At 34.8% G+C, this 23148-nt stretch carries 30 protein-coding genes; 29 read left to right on the top strand and 1 reads right to left on the bottom strand.

The features are described 5' to 3' along the window. The first annotated feature begins 11 nt into the window (after positions 1 to 11). The 12 genes from psmA (at position 12) to BFU36_RS02435 (ending at position 8842) form a co-directional block, all read left to right on the top strand. Positions 12 to 737 (top strand): archaeal proteasome endopeptidase complex subunit alpha, encoded by a 726-nt coding sequence (gene psmA / locus BFU36_RS02380; protein WP_069281965.1) that lies wholly within the window; start codon positions 12 to 14, stop codon positions 735 to 737. Positions 738 to 758: 21 nt separating this feature from the next. Further along, on the top strand, positions 759 to 1460 hold the full coding sequence (locus BFU36_RS02385) for a ribosome assembly factor SBDS (protein WP_069281967.1): 702 nt from the start codon (positions 759 to 761) through the stop codon (positions 1458 to 1460). Position 1461: 1 nt separating this feature from the next. After that, positions 1462 to 2202, top strand: coding sequence for an exosome complex RNA-binding protein Rrp4 (gene rrp4 / locus BFU36_RS02390; protein WP_069281969.1), 741 nt, complete (start codon positions 1462 to 1464; stop codon positions 2200 to 2202). Then, positions 2168 to 2905 carry an exosome complex exonuclease Rrp41 gene (rrp41, locus tag BFU36_RS02395; protein ID WP_069284550.1) on the top strand — a complete coding sequence of 246 codons (738 nt, stop codon included), beginning with the start codon at positions 2168 to 2170 and terminating at the stop codon, positions 2903 to 2905. The genes rrp4 and rrp41 overlap by 35 nt, the downstream gene beginning before the upstream one ends. A 2-nt stretch (positions 2906 to 2907) precedes the next feature. Then, on the top strand, positions 2908 to 3735 hold the full coding sequence (rrp42, locus tag BFU36_RS02400) for an exosome complex protein Rrp42 (RefSeq protein WP_069281971.1): 828 nt from the start codon (positions 2908 to 2910) through the stop codon (positions 3733 to 3735). A 15-nt stretch (positions 3736 to 3750) separates the two neighbouring features. Then, on the top strand, positions 3751 to 3963 hold the full coding sequence (locus BFU36_RS02405; RefSeq protein WP_069281972.1) for a 50S ribosomal protein L37ae: 213 nt from the start codon (positions 3751 to 3753) through the stop codon (positions 3961 to 3963). Further along, the gene (locus BFU36_RS02410; protein ID WP_069281973.1) at positions 3944 to 4465 is read left to right on the top strand and encodes a hypothetical protein; all 522 of its coding nucleotides are present in this window, start codon (positions 3944 to 3946) and stop codon (positions 4463 to 4465) included. The genes BFU36_RS02405 and BFU36_RS02410 overlap by 20 nt, the downstream gene beginning before the upstream one ends. After that, complete coding sequence (locus BFU36_RS02415; protein ID WP_069281976.1) at positions 4456 to 4698, top strand: KEOPS complex Pcc1 subunit; 243 nt, start codon at positions 4456 to 4458, stop codon at positions 4696 to 4698. Before BFU36_RS02410 ends, BFU36_RS02415 begins: the two co-directional genes overlap by 10 nt. A 2-nt stretch (positions 4699 to 4700) precedes the next feature. After that, complete coding sequence (locus BFU36_RS02420; RefSeq protein WP_069284551.1) at positions 4701 to 5081, top strand: prefoldin subunit beta; 381 nt, start codon at positions 4701 to 4703, stop codon at positions 5079 to 5081. 23 nt (positions 5082 to 5104) lie between these two features. Further along, positions 5105 to 5818, top strand: a complete 714-nt coding sequence (gene xpf, locus BFU36_RS02425) for a 3'-flap repair endonuclease Xpf (RefSeq protein WP_069281978.1) — start codon at positions 5105 to 5107, stop codon at positions 5816 to 5818. 79 nt (positions 5819 to 5897) lie between these two features. Further along, positions 5898 to 8108 (top strand): elongation factor EF-2, encoded by a 2211-nt coding sequence (locus BFU36_RS02430; RefSeq protein ID WP_069281980.1) that lies wholly within the window; start codon positions 5898 to 5900, stop codon positions 8106 to 8108. A gap of 5 nt (positions 8109 to 8113) precedes the next feature. Beyond that, positions 8114 to 8842, top strand: coding sequence for an HAD family hydrolase (locus BFU36_RS02435; RefSeq protein ID WP_069284552.1), 729 nt, complete (start codon positions 8114 to 8116; stop codon positions 8840 to 8842). On the opposite strand, the gene BFU36_RS02440 is transcribed toward BFU36_RS02435, so the two are convergent. Next, positions 8825 to 10306: a M28 family peptidase gene (locus BFU36_RS02440; protein WP_069281982.1), complete on the bottom strand. Its 1482-nt coding sequence runs from the start codon at positions 10304 to 10306 to the stop codon at positions 8825 to 8827. The two genes, BFU36_RS02435 and BFU36_RS02440, sit on opposite strands and share 18 nt — an antisense overlap. A 9-nt stretch (positions 10307 to 10315) precedes the next feature. Here BFU36_RS02440 and BFU36_RS02445 point away from each other — a divergent pair, with 9 nt between their 5' ends. The 17 genes from BFU36_RS02445 to BFU36_RS02525 all read left to right on the top strand — a co-directional run bounded on the left by BFU36_RS02445 (position 10316) and on the right by BFU36_RS02525 (position 23147). Then, complete coding sequence (locus BFU36_RS02445; RefSeq protein ID WP_069281984.1) at positions 10316 to 10912, top strand: DUF447 domain-containing protein; 597 nt, start codon at positions 10316 to 10318, stop codon at positions 10910 to 10912. A gap of 13 nt (positions 10913 to 10925) precedes the next feature. Beyond that, positions 10926 to 11939 carry an isocitrate/isopropylmalate family dehydrogenase gene (locus BFU36_RS02450; protein WP_069281986.1) on the top strand — a complete coding sequence of 338 codons (1014 nt, stop codon included), beginning with the start codon at positions 10926 to 10928 and terminating at the stop codon, positions 11937 to 11939. Between the two features lie 377 nt (positions 11940 to 12316). Beyond that, complete coding sequence (gene ileS / locus BFU36_RS02455) at positions 12317 to 15469, top strand: isoleucine--tRNA ligase (protein WP_143576987.1); 3153 nt, start codon at positions 12317 to 12319, stop codon at positions 15467 to 15469. A gap of 35 nt (positions 15470 to 15504) precedes the next feature. Beyond that, positions 15505 to 16251 carry a putative RNA uridine N3 methyltransferase gene (locus BFU36_RS02460; protein WP_069281992.1) on the top strand — a complete coding sequence of 249 codons (747 nt, stop codon included), beginning with the start codon at positions 15505 to 15507 and terminating at the stop codon, positions 16249 to 16251. A 49-nt stretch (positions 16252 to 16300) separates the two neighbouring features. Next, positions 16301 to 17353 (top strand): 50S ribosomal protein L3, encoded by a 1053-nt coding sequence (locus BFU36_RS02465; RefSeq protein ID WP_069281994.1) that lies wholly within the window; start codon positions 16301 to 16303, stop codon positions 17351 to 17353. Positions 17354 to 17358: 5 nt separating this feature from the next. Then, positions 17359 to 18162 (top strand): 50S ribosomal protein L4, encoded by an 804-nt coding sequence (gene rpl4p, locus BFU36_RS02470; RefSeq protein WP_069281997.1) that lies wholly within the window; start codon positions 17359 to 17361, stop codon positions 18160 to 18162. Then, a complete protein-coding gene (locus BFU36_RS02475; RefSeq protein WP_069281999.1) occupies positions 18163 to 18408 on the top strand; it encodes a 50S ribosomal protein L23 in 246 nt (81 codons plus the stop codon). A 10-nt stretch (positions 18409 to 18418) separates the two neighbouring features. After that, a complete protein-coding gene (locus BFU36_RS02480; protein WP_069282001.1) occupies positions 18419 to 19135 on the top strand; it encodes a 50S ribosomal protein L2 in 717 nt (238 codons plus the stop codon). A 35-nt stretch (positions 19136 to 19170) separates the two neighbouring features. Then, positions 19171 to 19593: a 30S ribosomal protein S19 gene (locus BFU36_RS02485; RefSeq protein WP_069282007.1), complete on the top strand. Its 423-nt coding sequence runs from the start codon at positions 19171 to 19173 to the stop codon at positions 19591 to 19593. A gap of 5 nt (positions 19594 to 19598) precedes the next feature. Continuing rightward, positions 19599 to 20072, top strand: coding sequence for a 50S ribosomal protein L22 (locus BFU36_RS02490; protein WP_069284554.1), 474 nt, complete (start codon positions 19599 to 19601; stop codon positions 20070 to 20072). A gap of 1 nt (position 20073) precedes the next feature. Continuing rightward, positions 20074 to 20751 (top strand): 30S ribosomal protein S3, encoded by a 678-nt coding sequence (locus BFU36_RS02495; protein ID WP_069282009.1) that lies wholly within the window; start codon positions 20074 to 20076, stop codon positions 20749 to 20751. Continuing rightward, complete coding sequence (gene rpmC / locus BFU36_RS02500) at positions 20751 to 20984, top strand: 50S ribosomal protein L29 (protein ID WP_069282012.1); 234 nt, start codon at positions 20751 to 20753, stop codon at positions 20982 to 20984. Before BFU36_RS02495 ends, rpmC begins: the two co-directional genes overlap by 1 nt. Positions 20985 to 21011: 27 nt before the next feature. Continuing rightward, positions 21012 to 21254: a ribonuclease P protein subunit gene (locus BFU36_RS02505; protein ID WP_069282014.1), complete on the top strand. Its 243-nt coding sequence runs from the start codon at positions 21012 to 21014 to the stop codon at positions 21252 to 21254. A gap of 5 nt (positions 21255 to 21259) precedes the next feature. Continuing rightward, positions 21260 to 21604, top strand: coding sequence for a 30S ribosomal protein S17 (locus BFU36_RS02510; protein ID WP_069282015.1), 345 nt, complete (start codon positions 21260 to 21262; stop codon positions 21602 to 21604). A gap of 1 nt (position 21605) precedes the next feature. Continuing rightward, positions 21606 to 22022 carry a 50S ribosomal protein L14 gene (locus BFU36_RS02515; protein ID WP_069282016.1) on the top strand — a complete coding sequence of 139 codons (417 nt, stop codon included), beginning with the start codon at positions 21606 to 21608 and terminating at the stop codon, positions 22020 to 22022. A gap of 4 nt (positions 22023 to 22026) precedes the next feature. After that, entirely contained in the window at positions 22027 to 22428 is a 402-nt protein-coding gene (gene rplX, locus BFU36_RS02520; RefSeq protein WP_069284555.1) for a 50S ribosomal protein L24, read from the top strand. Next, positions 22428 to 23147, top strand: a complete 720-nt coding sequence (locus tag BFU36_RS02525) for a 30S ribosomal protein S4e (protein ID WP_069282017.1) — start codon at positions 22428 to 22430, stop codon at positions 23145 to 23147. Before rplX ends, BFU36_RS02525 begins: the two co-directional genes overlap by 1 nt. Position 23148: the final 1 nt, after the last annotated feature.

Consider the following 23148-nt stretch of genomic DNA (forward strand, 5'->3'; position numbering starts at 1 on the left):
TGGGATAATATATGGCATTTGGACCAGCAGCAATGGGATACGATAGAGCCATAACTATATTTTCACCAGACGGATCTCTATATCAAGTAGATTATGCATTTGAAGCAGTTAAGAAAGGTTGGACAGCTATAGGGTTAAAGTCAAAGAACGGTGTGGTAATAGCTAGTGAAAAAAGGCGTGCTCAAAATCTTCTTGATGTCGACAATATAGAGAAGGTCTTTTTAATAGATGATCACGTAGGCTGCAGCTTTGCCGGTTTAGCGTCTGATGGTAGAGTTCTTATCGATTATGCTAGAAATATGGCGTTACAACACAGATTGATTTATGATGAGCCAATAAGTATAGATTACCTAACTAAAGCCGTTGCTGACGTGAAACAAATGTACACTCAACACGGTGGCGTAAGACCTTTCGGTGTGGCTTTAGTAATAGCAGGTATAGATAAGAGCACGGCTAAACTTTACATGACTGAGCCCAGTGGACAATTTATGCCATATTATGCTGTTGCTATAGGTCAAGGTTATTATACGGCAACTGAGTTCTTGGAAAAGAATTACAAAGAAGATATGAGTATGGATGAAACTATACTTTTGGCTTTAAGGGCATTGATGTCTACCTTAAAACCTAATGAGAGATTAACTCCTAGCACAGTTGAAATAGGATATGCGTCTACACAGACTGGCGTATTTCTTAAGATGACCAATGAGGAGAAAAGCACATATTTACAGAAATTATAAGATAAAAGGTGAAGTTTTTTTATGGCTAAGGAGCGTGATTATGTAGTAGTTAAGTATGAAGCTCAAGGTGAAAGATTTGAAATTTTAGTTAAGCCAAAAGAAGCGTTAGCTTTCAGAAGTGGCAAGAGTATTAGTTTATCGGATATAGTTATTTCGGATACCATCTATAAAGATGTTAAAAAGGGGCTTAAAGCCTCACCATCTTCACTAAAGAAAGTTTTTGGCACTACAGATTTTGAGACAATTGTTAAGGAAATTTTAATGAAGGGCGAGTTACCAGTAACAACCGAGCAACGAAAGGAAATGGTTGAGACTAAAAGGAAGCAAATAATAGATTTTATTCATAGGAATGCCGTTGACCCAAAGACTAATTTACCTATACCCCCAACAAGGATAGAAATAGCAATGCAACAAGCAAGGGTTCAAATAGACTTAAATAGAGATGTTGAATCTCAAGCAATGCAGATAGTGAAAGAGATTTCTAGAATAATACCTATAAAGATTGCGAGAGCTTTAATCAGTATTAAGGTTCCATCTCAATATAGTTCGAAAGTTAAATCACAGCTTCATAATTTAGGAGATGTTAAAAAGTCGAATTGGTTAGAAGATGGGACATTAATAGCCGAATTAGAAATACCTGCTGGTGCTCAGCAAGAAGTTATAGATAAATTAAATGGATTAACTAAAGGTGAAGTAGAAGTAAAAGTTATACAAGTGAGATGAGATGAGCCAACAAAAAATTTTGTTACAACCTCGATCAATAGTAGTTCCCGGCGAATTAATAGCTGAAGGAGATTTTCAGATTCCATGGAGTCCATATGTCTTGAAAATTGGCAATAAGTACTATTCAACAATAGTAGGATTATTTGATGTTAAAGATTCGCAATTTGAAATAATACCCTTGGAAGGGTCGTATTATTATCCTAAAGTAGGGGATATTGTAATCGGTTTAATAGATGATATAGAGATATATGGATGGATCGTTGACATTAAAGCCCCATATCATGCCTACTTGCCCGCATCTAATTTGCTGGGTAGACCTGTTACGCCGGGTGAAGATTTAAGGAAATATCTAGATATTGGAGATTATGTAATAGCTAAAGTCGAAAACTACGATAGAACTATTGATCCAGTTCTTTCAGTTAAGGGAAAGGATTTAGGCAGAGTAACCTCAGGAATTGTAGTTGATATTATGCCGGTAAAAGTACCTCGTGTAATAGGTAAAAATAGGAGTATGTATGAAACATTAACGTTAGAAAGTGGATGTAGTATGTTAGTAGCTAATAATGGGAGGATCTTAGCTAATTGTCCTTCCCAGCTAGCTGAAAAAGTTCTAATTGAGGCTATACGAAAGATTGAAAGTGAGTCACATATAAAAGGATTAACTGATAGAATTAAGAAATTCATACAAGAAAAACTGGGTGAAAAAGGTGCTTCAAATTCAGAAACCACGATTAATTCTTGATGACGGAAAAAGACTAGATGGTAGAAAGGCAGATGAATTAAGAAATATAAGAATAGAATTAGGCGTTTTGAAAAATGCTGATGGTTCTGCTATATTTGAGATGGGTAATACAAAAGTAATAGCTGCAGTCTACGGACCTAAAGAAATGCATCCTAGACACTTATCTTTACCAGATAGGGCTGTATTAAGAGTCAGATATCATATGGCTCCATTTTCCACCGATGATAGGAAAAACCCTGTGATGAGTAGAAGAGAAATAGAGTTATCGAAAGTTATACGTGAAGCGCTTGAATCAGCTGTGCTAGTTGATTTATTCCCTAGAACGGTTATAGATGTATTCACAGAAGTATTGCAAGCTGATGCAGGATCAAGATTAGTGTCATTGATGGCTGCTTCTATGGCTTTAGCTGACGCAGGAATACCTATGAAAGATCTAATAGCAGGTGTTGCAGTAGGCAAAGCAGATGGAGTGATAGTATTAGACTTAAACGAGCCTGAAGATATGTGGGGAGAGGCAGATATGCCTATCGCGATAATGCCTTCATTAAATCAAGTTACTTTATTTCAGCTTAATGGAAATATGAGTCCAGACGAATTTAGACAAGCCTTGAATCTAGCTATTAAGGGTATAAACGTTATATATAACCTTGAGAAGGAGGCGTTAAGATCTAGATTTATAGAATTCAAGGAGGAGGGAGTATAATTATGTCTGCAACGCCTTCTAATCAAAACGTAATCCCAATTATAAAGAAAGAAAGTATTATAAGCCTATTTGATAAAGGCATTAGACAAGATGGAAGGAAATTAAACGAGTATAGGCCAATTTCTATTACTGTTGATTACGCTAAGAAGGCCGATGGGTCTGCTTTGGTAAAACTGGGAAATACGATGGTTTTAGCCGGTGTAAAATTAGAGCTAGGTAAGCCATATGAAGATACTCCAAATCAAGGAAATTTAATAGTTAATGTGGAACTCTTACCACTAGCTTATGAAACTTTTGAACCTGGTCCTCCAGATGAAAATGCGATAGAATTGGCTAGGGTAATAGATAGAAGTTTAAGGGATTCAAAGGCTATCGATTTAACAAAGCTTGTCATTGAGCCAGGTAAAAGTGTATGGACTGTTTGGTTAGACGTCTACGTATTAGATTATAATGGTAATGTATTAGACGCGTGTATGTTAGCATCAATTGCTGCTCTATATAATACATCTGTGTATAAGGTAGAGCAGTCTAATGGATCAATATCTATTAATAAGTCAGAAAAAATAGGAAAATTACCCATGAACTACCCTGTGGTTTCTGTATCACTAGGTAAGGTAGATAAATACTTAGTGGTTGATCCAGATTTAGAGGAGGAATCGATAATAGAAGCTAAGATTTCATTTTCATATACAGCTGATTATAAAATAGTGGGTATACAGAAATCTGGAAAGGGAAGTTTACTGATACAAGATATAGATCAAGCCGAGAATATAGCACGGGTAGCAGCAGCTAAGTTAATAGAAGAACTTAAAAAGCAATTAAATATTTAGATAAGGTGAAAGAGTATGGGTAAGGTAACTGGTATAGCTGGGAGATTTGGGCCAAGATATGGATCTACGATAAGAAAGAAATGGAAAGAAATAATGGAGAGAAGGTATCAAGATCATCAATGTCCTTATTGTAAGACAGCTGGAAAAGTTGTTAGGTTGGCATCTGGCATTTGGTATTGTAGGAAATGTGGAGCAAAGTGGGCAGGGCTTGCATATACGCCCTATTAACGTTATTATAACATCTTCGCGGGATGCTAATATTAGAGTTAGGAACTTTTTAAACACGTTAGAAATTGTTATACCCGATTCTCTAAAGATAAATAGAGGTAGAAGGGATTTAAAGGAAATTTTTGCATTAGCATTATCCCTTCATTCCCCATATTTACTATTAATCAGTACACTAAAAGGTAATCCATATAAGATGATACTTTACGATTTAGTAATGCTCTCACCCAAGTATATATTTAAGATTAGAGGAATTTCTCTTCCTTCCGATTTTGGTATAACGTTAAATGAGATAGAGAGAGGCTCCATATGTATTTTATACAATACTTGTGCTTTCGTCAAAGATTTTATACTAGATCTTGGATATCCGATTTTGTCAGAGTCTAAGAATAATTGTAAAATTCTATCATTTTTTAAACAAGTTGACAGTAATCTTTGTGAGGTCACTTTTATGGATAAAAATAATAATAAGTTCTTAAGAATTTCTTTAGAATTATGGCACTAGTAGAGATTAAGTTAAAAGATGAAGCAGACGATGCAGAGAAATTTAAGAATATTGAAGATATTATTTATAATTCAATAATAATTGAGAAAATAGATACGAAATATGTTAAAATTGAGAGAGATCCTCTTAGAATTATAATTAACTCGCCTACACTAACAAGGACAAGAGCTATAATGAACTCTTATATACTCTGGTTATATACAATTCTAAAGTCATTGGAAGAGGTGAAATGAGTTTGGCTGAAAAATTACCCCCAGAAGTTCAAACCCAATTAGCGAAATTTCAACAATTGAAAAACCAATTAGATAGATTACTGTTAGAGAAATCTACGATAGAAAACGAGCTAAGGGAAATTAACAGAGTCTTAGACGAGTTAGCTAATCTTACAGCTGAGGCTACAATTTATAAGATAGTTGGTAATTTATTGGTTAAGTCGGATAAGGCTTCCGTAGAAAAGGAATTAAATGATAGAAAAGAATTACTAGAATTAAGATCACGTACATATCAGAAACAAGAAAGTATATTAAGGAAACAGCTTGAGGATCTCCAAGCAAAGATCAACGAGATGTTGTCTAAATATTATCCACAAGGAGGGCAATCGGGTATAAAAGCCTAGGAAAAGATTAATTATATTGACCTATGGTAATTAGAATTTATGTTGATGATAGAGAGAAAGCAAGCGGTATACCAGAGTTACTTAAAGAATTAGGCTTAATAGTAATATTTAGCCAACTTGAAGTTGCTGACTACGTAGTGGCAGATGGTGTTGCTATAGAGAGAAAATCTGTGCCTGATTTAATTAACTCTATTTTTGATAAAAGATTTTTTGATCAGATTTCTAGGTTATCAGATTCCTACAGAGTCCCAATACTGATACTGGAGGGTGATATTAACTTAATTAGAAAAATAACTGATAGATGGAAGGCAATAAATAACGCGTTAATTTCACTCACACTAGATTATGATGTAAAAGTGATCTACTCTAGAGACAAAAGAGATACATCAGAAATATTAAAGAAATTAGCTGAAAAATTTCAGTTATCTTCGGAGAACTATAATAGAAAGATTAATCTCCATAACAAATCAAAGCTGAATAGTGTGAGTGATATTCAATTATACATTGTTGAATCATTACCTAGTGTGGGTACGATACTAGCTGAAAGATTATTAAATAGATTTGGAACTATTCAGAATATTTGTAATGCTTCAATTTCTGAACTGGAAAAAGCTCTTGGAAGTAGAAAAAAAGCTGAGGAAATATATAAGATTTTAAGGACTTATTATTCACAAACTAATACAGATAATAAATCTGAAGATAAAAAGAAAGGTTCTTCATTGTTCGATTATCTTTAGATTTTTTAGATTGATTTTTGTGCATTACCTTTTAATATGTGTCTTAATAAGTTTATGTGCAAGAAGTAGGTGGTTTTAGTTGCCTAGGTATAAGACAGTAGAGCAAGTACTCAGCTTAATGAAGGATAGAACGAGAGTACGTAATATAGGGATAATCGCCCATGTCGATCATGGAAAGACTACTACCAGTGATACTTTATTAGCAGCCTCTGGAATAATTTCACCAAAAGTGGCTGGTGAGGCATTAGCGTTAGACTATCTGAATGTAGAGCAACAAAGAGGAATCACAGTGAAGGCTGCAAACATAAGTCTATATCACGAAGCAGAAGGCAAAGGATATGTAATTAACTTAATCGATACACCAGGCCACGTTGATTTTAGTGGAAGAGTTACAAGAAGTTTAAGAGTTCTTGACGGTTCGATAGTTGTTGTTGATGCAGTTGAGGGTATAATGACACAAACTGAAACTGTTCTAAGACAGAGTCTGGAAGAAAGAGTTAGGCCAATACTATTTGTAAATAAGGTTGATAGATTAGTAAAGGAGTTAAAGTTAAGCCCACAAGAAATGCTAAATAGATTACTAGATATAATAAGGCAATTTAACAATTTAATTGACATGTATGGAGAGCCAGAGTTCAAAGAAAAATGGATGATAAATCCACAAGCGGGTAATGTAGTTTTCGGTTCAGCCAAAGACAAATGGGGGTTTAGTTTACCTATGGCACAGAAGAAAGGAATTAACATGAAGCATGTAATTGATGCATATACTGCCTCTGATAAATCCAAAATTGAGGAGCTAGCCTCACAAGTTCCAATCCACGAAGCTTTACTTGATGCGGCAATCAAATTCGTTCCTAATCCTCTAGAGGCGCAAAAGTACAGAATTCCTAAGATCTGGAAAGGTGACTTAGATAGCGAAGTGGCTAAGGCAATGTTAAATGCAGATCCTAACGGACCAGTAGTTTTCATGATAACAGATATGAAAGTGGATCCACACGCAGGTTTAGTAGCAACCGGTAGAGTATTCTCTGGAACTCTCAGATCTGGGGAAGAATTATGGTTAGTTAACGCAAAGACTTCGCAGAGAATTTTACAAGTAAGTCTATATATGGGACCGACAAGAGAGCTTGCGGAAGAGATACCAGCAGGAAATATTGCAGCAGTATTAGGCTTAGATAGAGCTAGATCAGGTGAGACTGCTATATCTGTAGCCTTTAATTCAGTTCAAGGAAGTTTTGAAAGACTTCATTATATCTCGGAACCAGTAGTAACAATAGCAGTAGAGCCTAAGAATCCAAAAGATTTAACAAAGATGATTGATGCATTAAGGAAATTAAGTATTGAAGATCCAAACTTAGTAGTCAAAATAAATGAAGAAACAGGCGAATATCTGTTATCTGGCATGGGATTCCTTCACTTAGAAGTATCGTTACAACTATTGAGAGAAAACTATGGTATTGATGTAGTAACAACACCACCAATAGTAGTATATAGAGAAAGCATAAGAGCCAAGAGTCAAGTATTTGAAGGGAAGTCACCAAATAAGCATAACAAGTTCTATTTGAGTGTTGAACCGTTAAATGATAAGACCATTGAGCTGATTAGTAATGGAACAATAAGGGAAGATATGGATAGTAAGGAAATGGCTAAAATATTAAGAGATAGTGCTGACTGGGATTATGACGAGGCTAAGAGAATAATAGCAATAGATGAAAACGTAAACGTATTTGTTGATATGACAAGCGGTGTGCAACACTTAAGAGAAGTCATTGATACAGTACTTCAAGGTTTCAGGTTAGCTATGAGGGAGGGACCACTAGCACATGAACCGATTAGAGGAGTAAAAGTTATAATGCATGATGCTGTAATACATGAAGATCCAGCTCACAGAGGTCCAGCCCAAATTTACCCTGCAGTAAGGAATTCCATCTTTGCTGGTTTCTTAACGTCAAGACCTACTCTCTTAGAGCCTATCCAAAAACTTGATATAAGAGCCCCAGCTGACCTGATAGGTAACGTAACAGCAGTAATAACTAGAAAGAGAGGGAAGATCCTCGATGTTTCACAAGTGTCCAATATGTCGAGAATTACCGCAGAGGTTCCAGTTTCAGAATCTTACGATATGGCAAGCGAGCTAAGAGGTGCAACTGGTGGGAGAGCATTCTGGGGTACTGAATTTAGTAGATGGGCACCAGTACCTGATAGTATACTGTTAGATGTAGTAAGTAAGATCAGAGAGAGAAAAGGATTACCAAAAGAGTTACCTAAAGTAGAAGATTTCCTCTCGTGATTATTTTGTCTTCCGATAATACAATATTCAGCAACGTAAAGGCTGTGTTTTTTGATTTCGATAATACCTTAATTAATTTTGATAGTAGATCAAGAGAGGCTTTAAGGACAGTTGCTAAGGATATGTATAATTATATTAAAGAAAATTATAGATACGAAATAGATATTACCATAATCCAGAGATTAGTTGATGCTGAAAGTAACAGATTGGATAGGGAGGGCGAATATGACAGAAATAAATGGTGGGAAAATGTGCTTAGTCTATTAAACGTAGAAAAAGTAGAAAGGTCTCAATTATATGATTGGACTAGCCTATATTGGTCGATCGCGGGGCAAACTGAACCTTATGAGGATGCTAAAGAACTTATAGAATATTTAAGTAGCAAAGGTTACAAATTGGGCATAATAACAAATAGCGATGGAGAAGGAGGAAATAAAAGTAAGCGATTAAGGAGTTTTCCATTAATTGATAAATTTAATGTTATAATTATTGGAGGGGAAGGAGGTATAAAACCTAAACCAAATATTGAACCTTTCATAATTGCTTGTGAAAGGGTATCAGTAAGTCCTAATTCCTGCCTTTTCATAGGAGATGATCCCATAAAAGATTGTTTAGCGGCGAAGAAAGCTGGTATGTATTCTGTTTTAGTTGATAGAGAAGCTAAGGTGAAGAATGCTGAGTTATACGCAGACTTCGTTGTAACATCTCTTACACAGTTAGAGGAATTTCTTTAACAATAAGTACAGTTGGTCTGTATATTCATTCGTTACGTCCTCTTTTAATTCATTAAGATAATATGTGAAATAACGATAATAAGTACTACTGGATTCTTTAGGTTTTTCTAGGCATTGGAAGTTTTCAATACATATCGTTGATTTTCTCTTTATCATTTCTTCAATCCCATAACTTTTGTGAAATAGTTTAACGTTTGCATAATTCTCCTCGATATCTAAAATTCCACCGTAAAATTTTAGCAAATTTCTATATACGTAGATATCTTTATCTCTTAACCTATCTATTAAATTCACTAGATAAGTCTTTAAAGGTGGATGAGCATATAGCATACTATTTTTAACTTGCTCTATCATGTCATTAAAGTTATAATATATATTATTATTTATAATTTTTGATATAATATTCTTAATTAAATTTATATTACCAATTATCTTACTATCATTTGGATCTATTTTGTCAAACTCGCCATGATAGTGAGGATTATTCTTACTTCCTATGTCTATACTGGGTATACCATTTCTTATGTATGAGTAACTATCAGTATAAATTTCTGGTACGTCAATTATATTAGTAGTATATAATCCGCTAAACAAGTCTTTCAAACCCGGAACAGTTTTTATTATAATCTCATACTCACTTATATTATCTAAATTAATATTAATCAAAATATTATCCAAATCTTCTGAACCTAGATTGCTGAGAAAAGTTCTTGATCCGTAAGACCAAGAGAAAGTGGAAAAGTAAATAGATCCGGATTCCTCAGCGGTATAGGATATTAAATGAGTCTCATAAAGATTTGATCTAAATTCTGGTAAAAGTGAAACAGCTAATAAATCGTCCCTTTCGCCAGCTAGCCAATGATCGTGATGGGAGGTTATGTGGACCACGGTATTCTCATTTCTAGCGTTAGTTATTCCCTCAATTACATATCCAGTTGCATAAGGATTTATTTCAGACTCAATAATTATTCTGCACTTACCTCTTATCTTGTTGAAATCACTACTTTTAACATATATAGCAGGTATTGGTGGAGGTGGGCATGGACCATAGTCTAGCATGTTACCATATTTTATTACAAACCTTCTATTTTCATTATCTAGAGAAAAAATTACTGCTTTACAGTTAGCTTTAACTGCGTTAATATAGTATTTATTGACCTCAAAGAGACTAGTTATGTTTACTTTAAGTATTTTATCATTGCACTCACTAAAATTGTCTGAGACGTTTCCTTCTGTATCCGTAGACAAAGAGTAAGGGAAAGATATCGCATCTATTTTATTTCCTTCGCATTCTACTATTATCTCTTTTTCTCTCCAGTTTAGAACCCTTACGGGAGTGACTCTTATTTCATCGCTTACAAGTTCTAATATTTTCCTAATCTTGTTCTTGATCTTCTCCTCTTCTTTAGACCCAGCAATTATTTCTCCTTCATCTGACAAGGATTTAAGACGGCTAAAAATCACATGTAATATATGAAAAAGTTCTTAAAAATGTTCTTTCCTTACGACGGAATTTATGAAGTATTATTAGGAACTAATGGAGTTAAGCCTAACTTGAAACCAATAGGAATCATAAGAAGTGATGTTAACACTATTACTTTAAAAATATACAAAAACACTTTGACATACTCTAACTTGATCATAAATAATAAATGTTCTATAAATATAGTCACTAATCCCGAAGTTTTTCTCTCGTCTCTCATTCAGGATTTAAATTTCACCATAGACGATGAATATGGTCTTCCCGTATTAAGAAGTTATAATGTAATTTACGCTGAATGTAAAAAGATAGATGATAGTAAAGATCCAGCAGTATTCGAATTATTGCCCTTTGACTTAGAAATTAACTCAATGACCATTTCACCAGCTTACAGTAGGGGTTATGGCATTTTAATAGATTTCTTAGTGAATTACACTAGAGTGGACATTTATGGAGGAAAGGATCTCGAAAAATTATTGGAAATATTAAGCTATGAATATGGTGTAATAAAGAAGACAACACCCCACTTGGCTAAGATGTTAGGCGTTATACAGAACACTATGAGATCAAAAGGTTATAAGTTGGACTAGTCTTTGTAAATATATGGTTTTTAATATAGCTGTGATTCCAGGTGATGGGGTAGGTCCAGAAATTTATGCACTAAGTAAGAAAATATTAAGCAAGTTAATAGAATTGTATAAACTGGATATGAATTTAATTGAAGTTGAAGCTGGAGATACGGCTTTGAGTAAATATGGTGAAGCTTTGCCTAAGCAAACCCTAAACGTAATAGATAAGTCTGACGCTATTTTAAAGGGACCAGTAGGGGAAAGCGCAATGGATGTAGTAGTTAAACTTAGGCAAATGTATGATATGTATGCTAATATAAGACCAGCTAAATCGTTACCTAACGTTCACTCTAAGTTTCAGAACGTTGATTTGGTTATAGTTAGGGAAAATACTGAGGATCTGTATAAGGGCTTTGAATACGTTCCTGCTAACGGAGTAGCGATAGCTATGAAGATAATAACTGAGTTTGCTTCAAGAAGAATTATAAACGTAGCTCTAAACTATGCTAATAGTAGGAGAAAAAAAGTTACTTGTGTTCATAAGGCAAATGTTATGAGGGTAACTGATGGTCTTTTTGCTAGAGTTTGCAGAGAGATACTTAAAGGAAAAGTCGAATTTGAGGAAATGTATGTTGATGCGGCAGCAGCTAATTTAGTGAGAGATCCAACTAGATTTGATGTCATAGTCACTACTAATGTTTATGGTGATATTCTAAGTGATGAGGCGAGCCAAATAGCCGGAAGCTTAGGTTTGGCACCCTCTGCAAACATAGGCGATGAAAAGTCTATGTTTGAACCAGTACATGGTGCGGCTTTTGATATAGCTGGAAGGGGGATAGTTAATCCTACTGCCTTCTTGCTTTCAATTTCAATGATGCTCTATCAACTTTATGAGAAATCTAAAAACGTTGCGTATATGTCTGCTCATAAGTCATTAGAGAATGCCATATCTGAAGTTTATAAAAGAGGAATTAAGTTAACTCAAGACGTAGGTGGTAACGCTAAGAGTAGTGAGTTCATAGACGAAATATACAAATACATACAATAGTGGCTTCTCTTTTTAGTATCAAAAATCTCTAGTTTATAGTAGATAAAAATTATCATAACGAAATTTTATATTTTCTAAAAGAAGTTTTTATGCCATCTTAAAGTTAAGCTATTCTTTATTAGGAAAATATATTTATGGTAATTTAAATAATCGGGTTTGATATGTATTGAGAGAACTGATGATCTTCGTAAGTTTGAAGAACACGTTTTAAAATCATTATTATATAATTAAGTAATCTAAAGACAAAGGGAGGCTTTAGCTTAATTGTGATCTAGAGAATGATATTTTAGATGTTTTCTATTCAACGTAAACTTTTATAGTCCTCTACAAATCTAATAATGGTTAGGTGAGTCGAATTATCTCGTGTGGTTGAGGCTCTGATTGGCAACTATGACCCTAAGAGACTCGAAAGTGAGGTAATAAAATTCTGGGAGGATAATAAGATATATCAGAAGCTTAAGTCCGAGGTCAATAAGAGAACAGAAAAATTCTTATTTATTGATGGTCCTCCTTATCCGTCTAGTCCAGTTCCACACATAGGCACTATTTGGAATAAGGTAATTAAGGATTGCATACTGAGGTACGAGAGATTAATGAACAAGAAGGTTCATGATCAACCTGGATATGATACTCACGGTTTACCAATTGAGGTGGCGATTGAAAGACAATTAGGTATCAAGAATAAACAAGAGATTATAGATAAAATAGGAGTAGAGAATTTCATTAAAAAGTGTAAAGACTTTGCATTAAACAATGCTAATATGATGACCAAGAATTTTAAGGATATTGGCGTTTTCATGGATTGGGATAATCCTTACTATACTTTAGACCCCGAATATATTAGTTCTTCCTGGAGTGTAGTTAAGAAAGCTTATGAAAAAGGGTTATTGGGTAAAGGAACCGCTGTATTGCATTGGTGCCCTAGGTGTGAGACTACATTATCAGATTATGAAGTTTCAGAATATAAAGATATAGAGGATCCCTCAATATATGTTAAGTTTAAAATTAAAGGCGAAAACAATAAATACTTGTTAATCTGGACTACCACACCTTGGACTATTCCAGCTAACGTATTCGTCATGGTCAATAAGGACTATTATTATGTAGACGTGGAGGTAAATGGAGAGATCCTAGTTATTGCTAAAGATAGGGTAGAGTCAGTGATGAAAGAAGCCGGGATAACTAATTATAAGATTTTGAGAGTTTATAAGGGAGACGACTTATTAGGCGTTAGGTACGAGCATCCACTTAAGGACTTGATTCCTGCTCAAAGTAATCTTGAACATTATGTAGTTGATGCTGGTAGTGTAGTGACTTTAAGTGAAGGTACAGGTTTAGTTCATGGTGCTCCTGGTCATGGTGAGGAGGACTTCGAAATAGGAACAAGGAACGGATTCCCTGTCGTTATGTTTGTAAATGATAAAGGCGAATTTAAGGAAGAAGGAGGGAAATATAAAGGTCTAAACGTCAGAGAAGCAGCTGAAGTAATAATAAAAGATCTAAGAGAGCATAAAGCGTTATTATATGCAGGTAAAATAGTTCACAGATACCCAGTCTGTTGGAGATGTAAAACTCCATTAATTCTTCGTGCAGTTGATCAATGGTTCATCAGAGTATCGAAAATTAAAAATAAGATGTTGGAAGAGATTGATAAGGTCAATTGGATACCAGAGTGGGGAAAGATTAGAATAGGTAATATGATAAGAGAATTAAGAGACTGGGTAATAAGCAGGCAAAGATTTTGGGGGACTCCTTTACCTATATGGGTTTGTGAAAATTGTAGTAATGTTATAGTAGTCGGTAGTAAAGAGGAGCTAGAAAAGATTAGTGTTGATCCAGTTCCTAATGATTTACACAAGCCCTATATAGATAATATTAGGGTGAAATGTAACAAATGTGGCAGTATGGCTAGGAGAGTTCCAGACGTTGCAGATGTGTGGTTTGATAGTGGCGTTGCATTCTTCGCTAGTTTAGGGAAAGACTGGGATAAAAAATGGAAGCAAATAGGTCCAGTTGATCTAGTGCTAGAAGGACATGATCAATTAAGGGGATGGTTCTTCAGTCTGCTAAGGACTGGAATGATATTACTTGATAAAGCTCCGTATTTGTCAGTATTAGTTCATGGATTCATGTTAGATGAGCAAGGCAGAGAGATGCATAAAAGCTTAGGTAACTATGTTGAGCCCTCTGTTGTTATAGAAAGATATGGCAGAGATATTTTGAGATTATGGTTATTAAGGAATACGACATGGGAGGATGCTAAATTCTCTTGGAGGTCATTGGATTTAGTCAAACGTGATCTGCAAGTGATTTGGAATACTTTTGTTTTCGCTTCGACATATATGAATCTAGATAATTTTGATCCATCTAAATATAATTTGTCTTATATCATAAAATATGCTAAGATTGAGGACCTATGGTTACTATCACGATTCAACTCCATGTTAAAAATTGTTATAGAGGCAATGAAAGATTATAAAGTTCATGAATTAGCAAATACATTAGTTAACTTCCTAATAGAGGACGTTAGTAGGTTTTATATAAGGCTAATCAGAAAAAGAGCTTGGGTAGAGGGCAACACTGAAGATAAAGTGTCTCTATACTACGTTTTATACTATGTTCTTAAGAATTGGCTCATATTAGCCTCTACAGTAATTCCATTTACAGCTGAGAAAATATATCAATCTTTTTGCGTTGATGATAAGAAAGAATCCGTTTCCATGGAAACCATAGGGAAGTATGACGAGTCATTAGTTAATTTAGAACTAGAACAAGCGTTTAAATTATTAAGAGAGATTAGCGAAGCTTCTTTAAATGCTAGAGCAAAGGCTGGAATTAAGTTAAGGTGGCCTCTATCTAAGGTTTACGTATTTCTGAATGAGCCTAAGGATATAAGTTATTTAGGAAAAACCAAAGAAGTGTTGTTAAATCTACTAAATGCTAAGGATATTGAGATAGGAGACATTAAAGGATTCAAGAATTTCAGTAAATATAAAGTTGAACCGAATAAATCTATCATAGGTAAAGAGTATAAGAGTTTGGCACCTAAGATTATAAAGTATATTGAAGAAAATGGTAATGTTATCGCGAGAGACATACTTGATAATAATTCACATAAGACTATGATAGAAGGAAGAGAGATAGTATTAAACTCTTCGCATTTAATTATATCTGAGGAGACGATAGAAGGTTACGTTTCAGCTAAATTTGATAAGGGCGTTATAGTTATAAGTAAACAAATTTCTCAAAGGGAAGAAGAGGAGGGTATAGTAAGGGATATTATCAGAAGAATACAGTTCATGAGAAAGAAGTTAGGATTAAATGTAGTGGATTACATACTAGTCTCAATTAAGGTTCCGGAGGAAAGAGGAGATATTATTGAGCGATGGTCAGATTTTATTAAGAGTGAGACTAGGGCTCTGTCTATTTCAACCAATGAAGCGAAGGGTGATTTACTGCTTGATTGGGACATTGAAGGAGAAACATATACTATCGGTATAAGCAAGGTAAATAATGATGAAAAGAAGTAAAGTTTTCATTTTTCTCCTTAGCATCTAATAATGGTATGTATCTTTTTCCGAGAGCTAAACCATTAAATGTAATCCTATTTTTGTCATTATTTGATATAGAAAATTCAATGTTAGAAATCACATCAAAACTATCCTTTATTCTCAGAGTAACATGCACGTTTAGAGTTAATGAAATATTCTGGGTAAAGGATTCTAGACATAATGAGAAAATGATGGAGATAGTAGACGATGTCTCCAAATATTTATTGGCTCCGCCTTATCTTAAAAAATACATCCCATTCAAATCTACTCTAAGGAAAGTTGGTCTTCTAAGCCCTTTGAACGTTCCCTCACATAATGTTAAGAAAACGTTAGTCGAAGGAGAATTAAGGTTAGGAAGAAAAGGTGATTTTGGATTTAATAGAAAGATAAAAACTAAATCCAAGGTAATTCTTGTCTTAGATTCAATAAAATTTAATTTTATTCCATATATTAATATATACTATGATGGTATAAGGATGAAATTTATTGAATTCGATGACATATTTAAATTTGATAATATAATAGTAGCCAGTAGAAGTGGGAAAAATCCCTTAGAAAGTATGCATGAAATTAAAGAGCTTTATAATAATAGAGGTTTGACTCTATTAATAGGCCCTCCTCATGGAAGAGTTCTTAATAAGCTAGGTGAGAAATATATAAATAGTTCGTACAATTTTGCAATTAATCAAGGCGTTATGGACATAAGGACGGAAGAAGCATTAGCGTACTCCTTATCTATACTAAATCTGATGTTAAGTTAGCTTTATAATTCTTAAATAATAGGAGAAATAGCATTAGCGGGGAAGATTAATGGGTCATCGTAAGTTATCGTCACCAAGAAGAGGTTCGGCTGGTCTCAGACCTAGGAAGAGAGCATCTGAGTTGCTTCCTACACCTAGGAATTGGCCTCAAGTTAACTTTAATGAACCTAAACTATTAGGCTTTATAGGATATAAAGTTGGAATGACTCATATTTACTTTATTGATGATTGGCCTAACTCTCCTACAAACGGAAAAGAAATTTATATGCCAGTTACCGTTGTGGAGACACCACCAATTATTCCCTTATCCATTAGAGCTTATGTCATGGATCCTAAAGGAGAGCCTAGTGTACTAACTGAGTATTGGGCTTCTATTCCCTCTCAACCAGAGGTATTTAGGAGAATTAAATCTTTCTCTATTTTACAAAAAGATGAGGAGAGTAAGAAAAAATTCCAAGAGAATATGAATAAAAGATTTGAGTTAATAAAATCCAATCTTGAAAGGATTTTATACTTTAGAGTTTTGGTAGCAACACAGCCTAGAAAAATTCCGTCGTTAGGAAAGAAAGCTCCGGATCTAGTAGAAATACAGATTGGAGGAGGGGATAAGGCTAAACAACTGGAGTATTCTTTAAGTATATTAGGTAAGGAAATAAATGTAAAAGATGTATTTAAGGAGGGTCAATTAGTTGATATAATTGGAGTTACTAAGGGTAAAGGGTTTGCCGGTGTCATAAAGAGATATAATGTTATAGAATTGCCAAGGTGGCATAAGCATAGAAAGGGAAGTAGAAAAATTGGTACCAGAGGACCTTCATTGGGCACACCTAGTTATACCCCGCAACCTGGTCAATTAGGATTCCATAGGAGAACTGAATACAATAAGAGAATTTTGAAGATTTCTGATGATCCAAAAGAGATAAACCCGTTGGGAGGATTTGTTAGATATGGGATAGTAAGAAATACGTTTTTAGTAATACAAGGTTCAGTATTGGGAAGTAAGAAGAGGCCAATATTCTTAAGGTACCCAGTTAGGCCTTCGTATGTTTTTGAAGGGGTGCCTAAGATAACTTACGTGAATTTAAACAGTCAACAAGGGTGATGTAGATGTACGTGGAACTAGTTCAAAAGAATTCAGCTGTTTTAGATCTAGAAGGAAAAAAAGTAAAAGATATAGAATTACCATTGATTTTTTCATATCCCGTCAGAAGCGACTTGATAAGACGCGCATACTTATCCTCATTTACGAAATCTTTGCAACCAAAGGGAAGAGATCCAATGGCTGGAAAGAGGACTACTGCTGAAAGTTTTGGTATAAATTTAGGATTAGCTAGAGTTCCTAGAGTTAAAAACTCTGGAGAAGCCGCGTTGGCACCAAATACGGTTGGTGGTAGATTAACCTTCCCACCTTCTCCGTTTGAGAAGATTACTGAGGAGATTAATAAAAAGGAAATGAAACTAGCCATAGTGAGTGCAATAAGTGCCACATCAGAACCTTTATTTGTGAGGAAAAGAGGTCACATATTTAATGAATCATTAATGCTGCCTATAATAGTAGTTGATGATATAGTTAATATGAAATCTACAAGCGAAGTTGAAGAGCTATTTAATAAGATAGGAATTTTAGGAGATATACAGAGAGTGAAGGAGAGAATAAAAATAAGATCAGGGAAAGGAAAAATGAGAGGCAGAAAATACAAGAAACCAATTGGTCCATTAATTGTGATTCATGCTTATAAGGCTCCTATCATTAAGGCCGCTAGAAATTTAGCTGGGGTTGATGTTGCAAATGCTAAAAATTTAAGCGTTATCCACTTAGCTCCGGGTGCTCATCCAGGTAGGCTTACAATTTATACTGAGTCTAGTTTACAGATTCTCCAGAATAGATTAGGTGGAAGATTGGTGATTTAAATGATTAAGATGGCTCTTTCAACTGAGAAGGCATTAAAATTAATAGAGTCATATAATACGCTAGTATTTATTGTAGATAGAAATGATACTAAAAGAGATGTGAAGAAATATGTGGAGAAGATGTTTAGTGTCAAGGTGGTAAAGGTGAATGTAGTAACAACACCTCAAGGTGAGAAAAAGGCATACGTAAGGTTATCTTCTGAGTATAAGGCGAGTGATATAGCACATAGGTTAGGGATATTGTGAGGTGGTATGAATGGGTAAAAGACTATTACAACAAAGAGCAGGTAAAAATTCACCAAACTTTAGGAGCCCTAGTTGGTTAAGATTAGGTAAGGTCAGGTATCCGAATATAACGGGGCACTTTGTTGGAAAGATAATCGATATTCTTCATAACCCAGGTATGAATGAGCCAATAGCCTTAATAAAATTGGAAAATGGAATAAAATTCTATGCTCCAGCTGTTCAAGGCTATGTAATTGGGCAAAAAATAGAGTTCGGTAAAGGTTCTCAAGTAGTTACTGGAAATATTATTGAGATAGGGGATGCTAATGAAGGTACAATTGTATGTAACATAGAAGAGAACTTTGGTGATGGTGGAAAATATGCTAGAAGTGCTGGATCTTATGGAGTTGTGATTGGAAAAAGTGGAGATAAGGTTCTGGTAAGATTACCGTCTGGAAAAATAAAAGCGGTCTCTAATAAGGCAAGGGCTATGGTTGGAGTAATTGCTGGTGGAGGAATTACAGAAAAACCATTACTTAAGGCTGGGGCTAATTACCATAAATACAAGGTTAAAGCTAAAAAGTGGCCGATTGTTAGAGGAGTAGCTATGAATGCTGTAGATCACCCTCATGGTGGTGGTTTGCATCAGAGTGTGAGTAGGTCATCTACTGTATCAAGAAATGCGCCACCTGGAAGAAAAGTCGGACATATAGCTGCAAGGAGAACAGGGAGGAAGGAAGGAAAGTGAGTTTTTATAAGTTAGTTATGAATAGGTGATAAAAGATGTCAGTAGAATTACCACCTGAATGGAAAAACTATAGATATAGGGGAAAAAGTATAAACGAGCTAGTTACTATGCCAATGGATGAGTTTATAAAGTTATTACCAGCTAGGCAGAGAAGGTCTTTGAAGAGAGGTTTTACTGACGCTCAGAGGCGTTTATTAGAAAAAATAAGAAGACATAGGAGGGAAGGAAAGGTTAACAAGACTATAAAGACTCATGTGAGAGATTTAGTGATATTACCGGAGTTTATAGGACTTAAGTTAGCTGTATATAATGGCAAGGAGTTTGTAGAGTTTACTGTAACTCCAGAGATGATAGGACATTACCTAGGTGAATATTCGATAACTACGAAGAAGGTTGAGCATGGCGAACCAGGTTTAAAGGCTACAAGATCAAGCTTATTCCTAGCCATGAAGGGTTGATTAAGATGGGTAACTGGGTTTATCCTCAATTAAATGTGGATGAGTTAAAGATATCTAAAGCCGTTCTACGAGATGTTCAAGTATCTATAAAGGATTTATACAATGTTTGTAGGGTTATTAGGGGGATGAATCTAAATGAAGCTAAAGATTTTTTAAACAGAGTGTTAGAAGAGAAAGAAGCTGTTCCCTATTGGAGATATAATACGGGTGCTTCACATAAGTCAAAATTATCACGCAAATGGAAAATAAAAGCTGGTAGGTACCCAAAGAAGGCAATAAAATATGTCTTAAAGTTATTAGAGAATGCTGAGGCTAATGCTTCTAACAAGGGATTAGATAGCAGTAAATTAATAATTAGACATTTAGCTGCCCATAAGGGAGTTACTTTAAAGAGATATATGCCTAGGGCATTTGGAAGGGCTACTCCTAAATACAAGAGAACCTCAAATATTGAAGTTATATTAGAGGAGGTGGAGTAGAATGCCAAATATAAAGAGATATTTTCTAGAGAAATCAATGGTAAAAGTTATGATTGATGAGTATTTAGCTAAACAGTATTATAATGCAGAATATGCTGGGGTAGAAGTTCTGAAAACGCCAATAGGAACCAGAGTTATAATATATGCTGGAAGACCTCCGATGATTATTGGGAGGGGAGGAAGAAATATTAAGCAGCTAGCTCAGATTCTTGAGAAAGTTTTCGGTCTCGAAAATCCTCAGATAACAATAACTAATGTTGAAAATCCAGAGCTTAATGCCAGAGTTATGGCATTTAGACTAGCAGTTGCATTAGAGAAGGGTTATCATTTCAGAAGGGCAGCATTTATAACTATACGAAGAATAATGAATGCTGGGGCTTTAGGATCTGAAGTCATAGTTAGTGGAAAGTTAACTTCGGAAAGAGCTAGATACGAGAAGTTAAAGGAAGGAATTGTATTTAAGAGTGGGCAACAACTTGAGAAAATGGTCGATAGAGCTATAGCAATAGCTATGCTAAAGCCAGGTATTTATGGAGTAGAGGTCTTAATAACAAAACCAAGGAAAATTGAAGATAAGATTACATTAAGAGAAACTCCAGCTGTGCCTCAAGAGGTATCTGTTACTAATGTGTCATTTATTAGTGAGTCAGGTGAGGAAAAGAAGGAAGGTGAACAATAATGCCCTTATCTTCAGATGAATTAAGAAAGATGCAAAGAGAGGAGCTTGCTAAAAAGCTTGAGGAATTACGAATAGAATTAATTAAACTGAGGGCTCAAGCAAGGATGGGAACTTTAAAGAATACTTCAAGTATAAGGAATACTAGAAAGGATATTGCGAGAATATTGACTGTACTTTCTGAGATTAGTAGAAGTTCGTCTCAACAACCTAAATCTGAAAAAGCTAGCTCTTAGTAATTTTATTTAATAGTAGGCTATTGTATTATGATAGATTATATTGGTTCTAGAATAAGGATTTTATATTATACTGATCCTGGTTTAGCTCTAAAAAAAGGGGAAATAGTTTTTGAAACTGAGAGGACATTTCTAGTTAAGTTAGCTATTAGTAACAGAGTGATAACAATTTTTAAGTCGAATGGAGTATTTGAGATAACTTTTAAAGGTAAGCGTTTTATAATAGGTGGTCACAAGTTAGTTAGCAAACCATGGAAGAGAGTTAGGTGAAATAGATGGGATCAAAAGGAAAGTTGATAAAAGATGTCGGTGTTCCAAATGTGAAAGTACCTGATAAGACTTGTACTGATGATAATTGTCCTTATCACGGTACATTAAGAGTAAGAGGTGCGATAATGGAGGGAGTATTAGTTAAGAGTAGAGCCCAAAAATCTGGTGTAGTTGAGAGGCAGTATTTATATTATGATTCTAAATATAAGAGGTATGAAAGAAGAAGAAGTAGAATTCACGTTCACATTCCACCTTGCGTTGAAGTAAAAGAGGGAGATAAAGTTATAATTGGTGAATCAAGACCTATCTCTAAATCGATTAGTTTTGTAGTACTAGGTAAGGTGAGTTAAAGTGCCAGAAAAAATTCAGTTTTTAGGAGCTAGAAAAGGTTTAACTCCAGCTATTCAACACTATAGTATTTTGAATGTGGCGGATAATAGTGGAGCTAAAGAGGTTATGGTAATAGGAATCTATGGATATAGAGGTGTCTTAAGAAGAGTTCCATTTGCAAACATTGCCGATATGATTATGGTGTCGGTTAAAAAAGGAACACCAGAAGTAAGAAAACAGAAGTTTAGAGCCGTAATAGTTAGGCAACGTATGCCTTATAGGAGGCCAGACGGAACATGGATCTCCTTTGAAGATAATGCAGCGGTAATAATAAATCCTGATGGAACTCCAAAGGGAACTGAGGTTAGAGGTCCTATTGCTAGAGAAGCAGCAGAGAGATGGCCTAAAATAGCTAGTATAGCTACATTAGTGATTTGAGGTGATGTTTACGTCTTCTCTTAAGCCTTCTAAACAAAGAAAATCAATCTACACTCTACCTTTGCACGGGAGAAAAAAACTACTTGTTTCAATGGTCTCAGAAGATATTAGAAATCAGTATGGTATAAGGAGGATTAGTGTTAGGAAAGGCGATACAGTAAGAATTCTCAGAGGGTCGGAGAGTGGGAAAGAAGGCAAAGTGGTAGAGGTTAATTCTAAAACCGGTAAAGTCGCTATTGAGGGGATCACAAGGAAAAAGGCTGATGGTACTCCCGTTTATAAATGGATTCATGCTTCTAAATTGATGATTATAAAGTTAGATTTAAGTGATCCGAGACGAAGAGAGAAAATCGAAAAAATTTCTGAGATACGCAAGAAACAATTGGAAAAGGGGGTTGAGAAGTAATGACGCATATTACAAGATTTGAGGCACCTTGGTTTTTACCTTTAAGTAAGAAAGAATATAAGTGGACTGTTAGACCTATCGCCGGTCCGCATTCAGTTACTACTAGTGTTCCCTTAGCTATAATACTTAGGGATTATCTTAATTTAGCAGAGTCACTAAAAGAAGCTAAGTTTATTATTTCAAGTGGTAAAGTGCTAGTTGATGGCAGGGTAAGGAAGCATTATAAATATCCCATCGGGATTATGGACGTAATCTCTGTTCCATCTTCAGATTTATACTTTAGGGTAGTCCCTGACAATATTAGATTCTTAAAATTGATTAAGATAACTAAGGATGAGGCTAATTATAAATACGTTAGAGTGATGAATAAGACAACTGTTAGAGGAGGTATTATTCAATTAAATTTAGATGATGGCAGAAATATTCTGCTATCTTCTGAAGAAGCTAAGAAAATTGGAACGTTGTCAACGCTTAAGATAGAAATACCTACTCAGAAAATAGTGAATATATTTACTATCAACGAAAATTCATATGTAGTAGCTATAGGTGGAAAGAACATTGGTCTTCATGGTATAATACAGAAAATAAGCTGGAGTAAATATAAGACTAGGAGATATACTATTGTAACTGTTAAAGGTAAGGATGATAAAACTTTTCAAACCAACTTATTAAATATCATGAGTATTGGAAATGAAAATCCTGATATGAGGATTGAGTAAG

Source organism: Sulfolobus sp. A20, from assembly GCF_001719125.1.
Classification (GTDB): domain Archaea; phylum Thermoproteota; class Thermoprotei_A; order Sulfolobales; family Sulfolobaceae; genus Saccharolobus.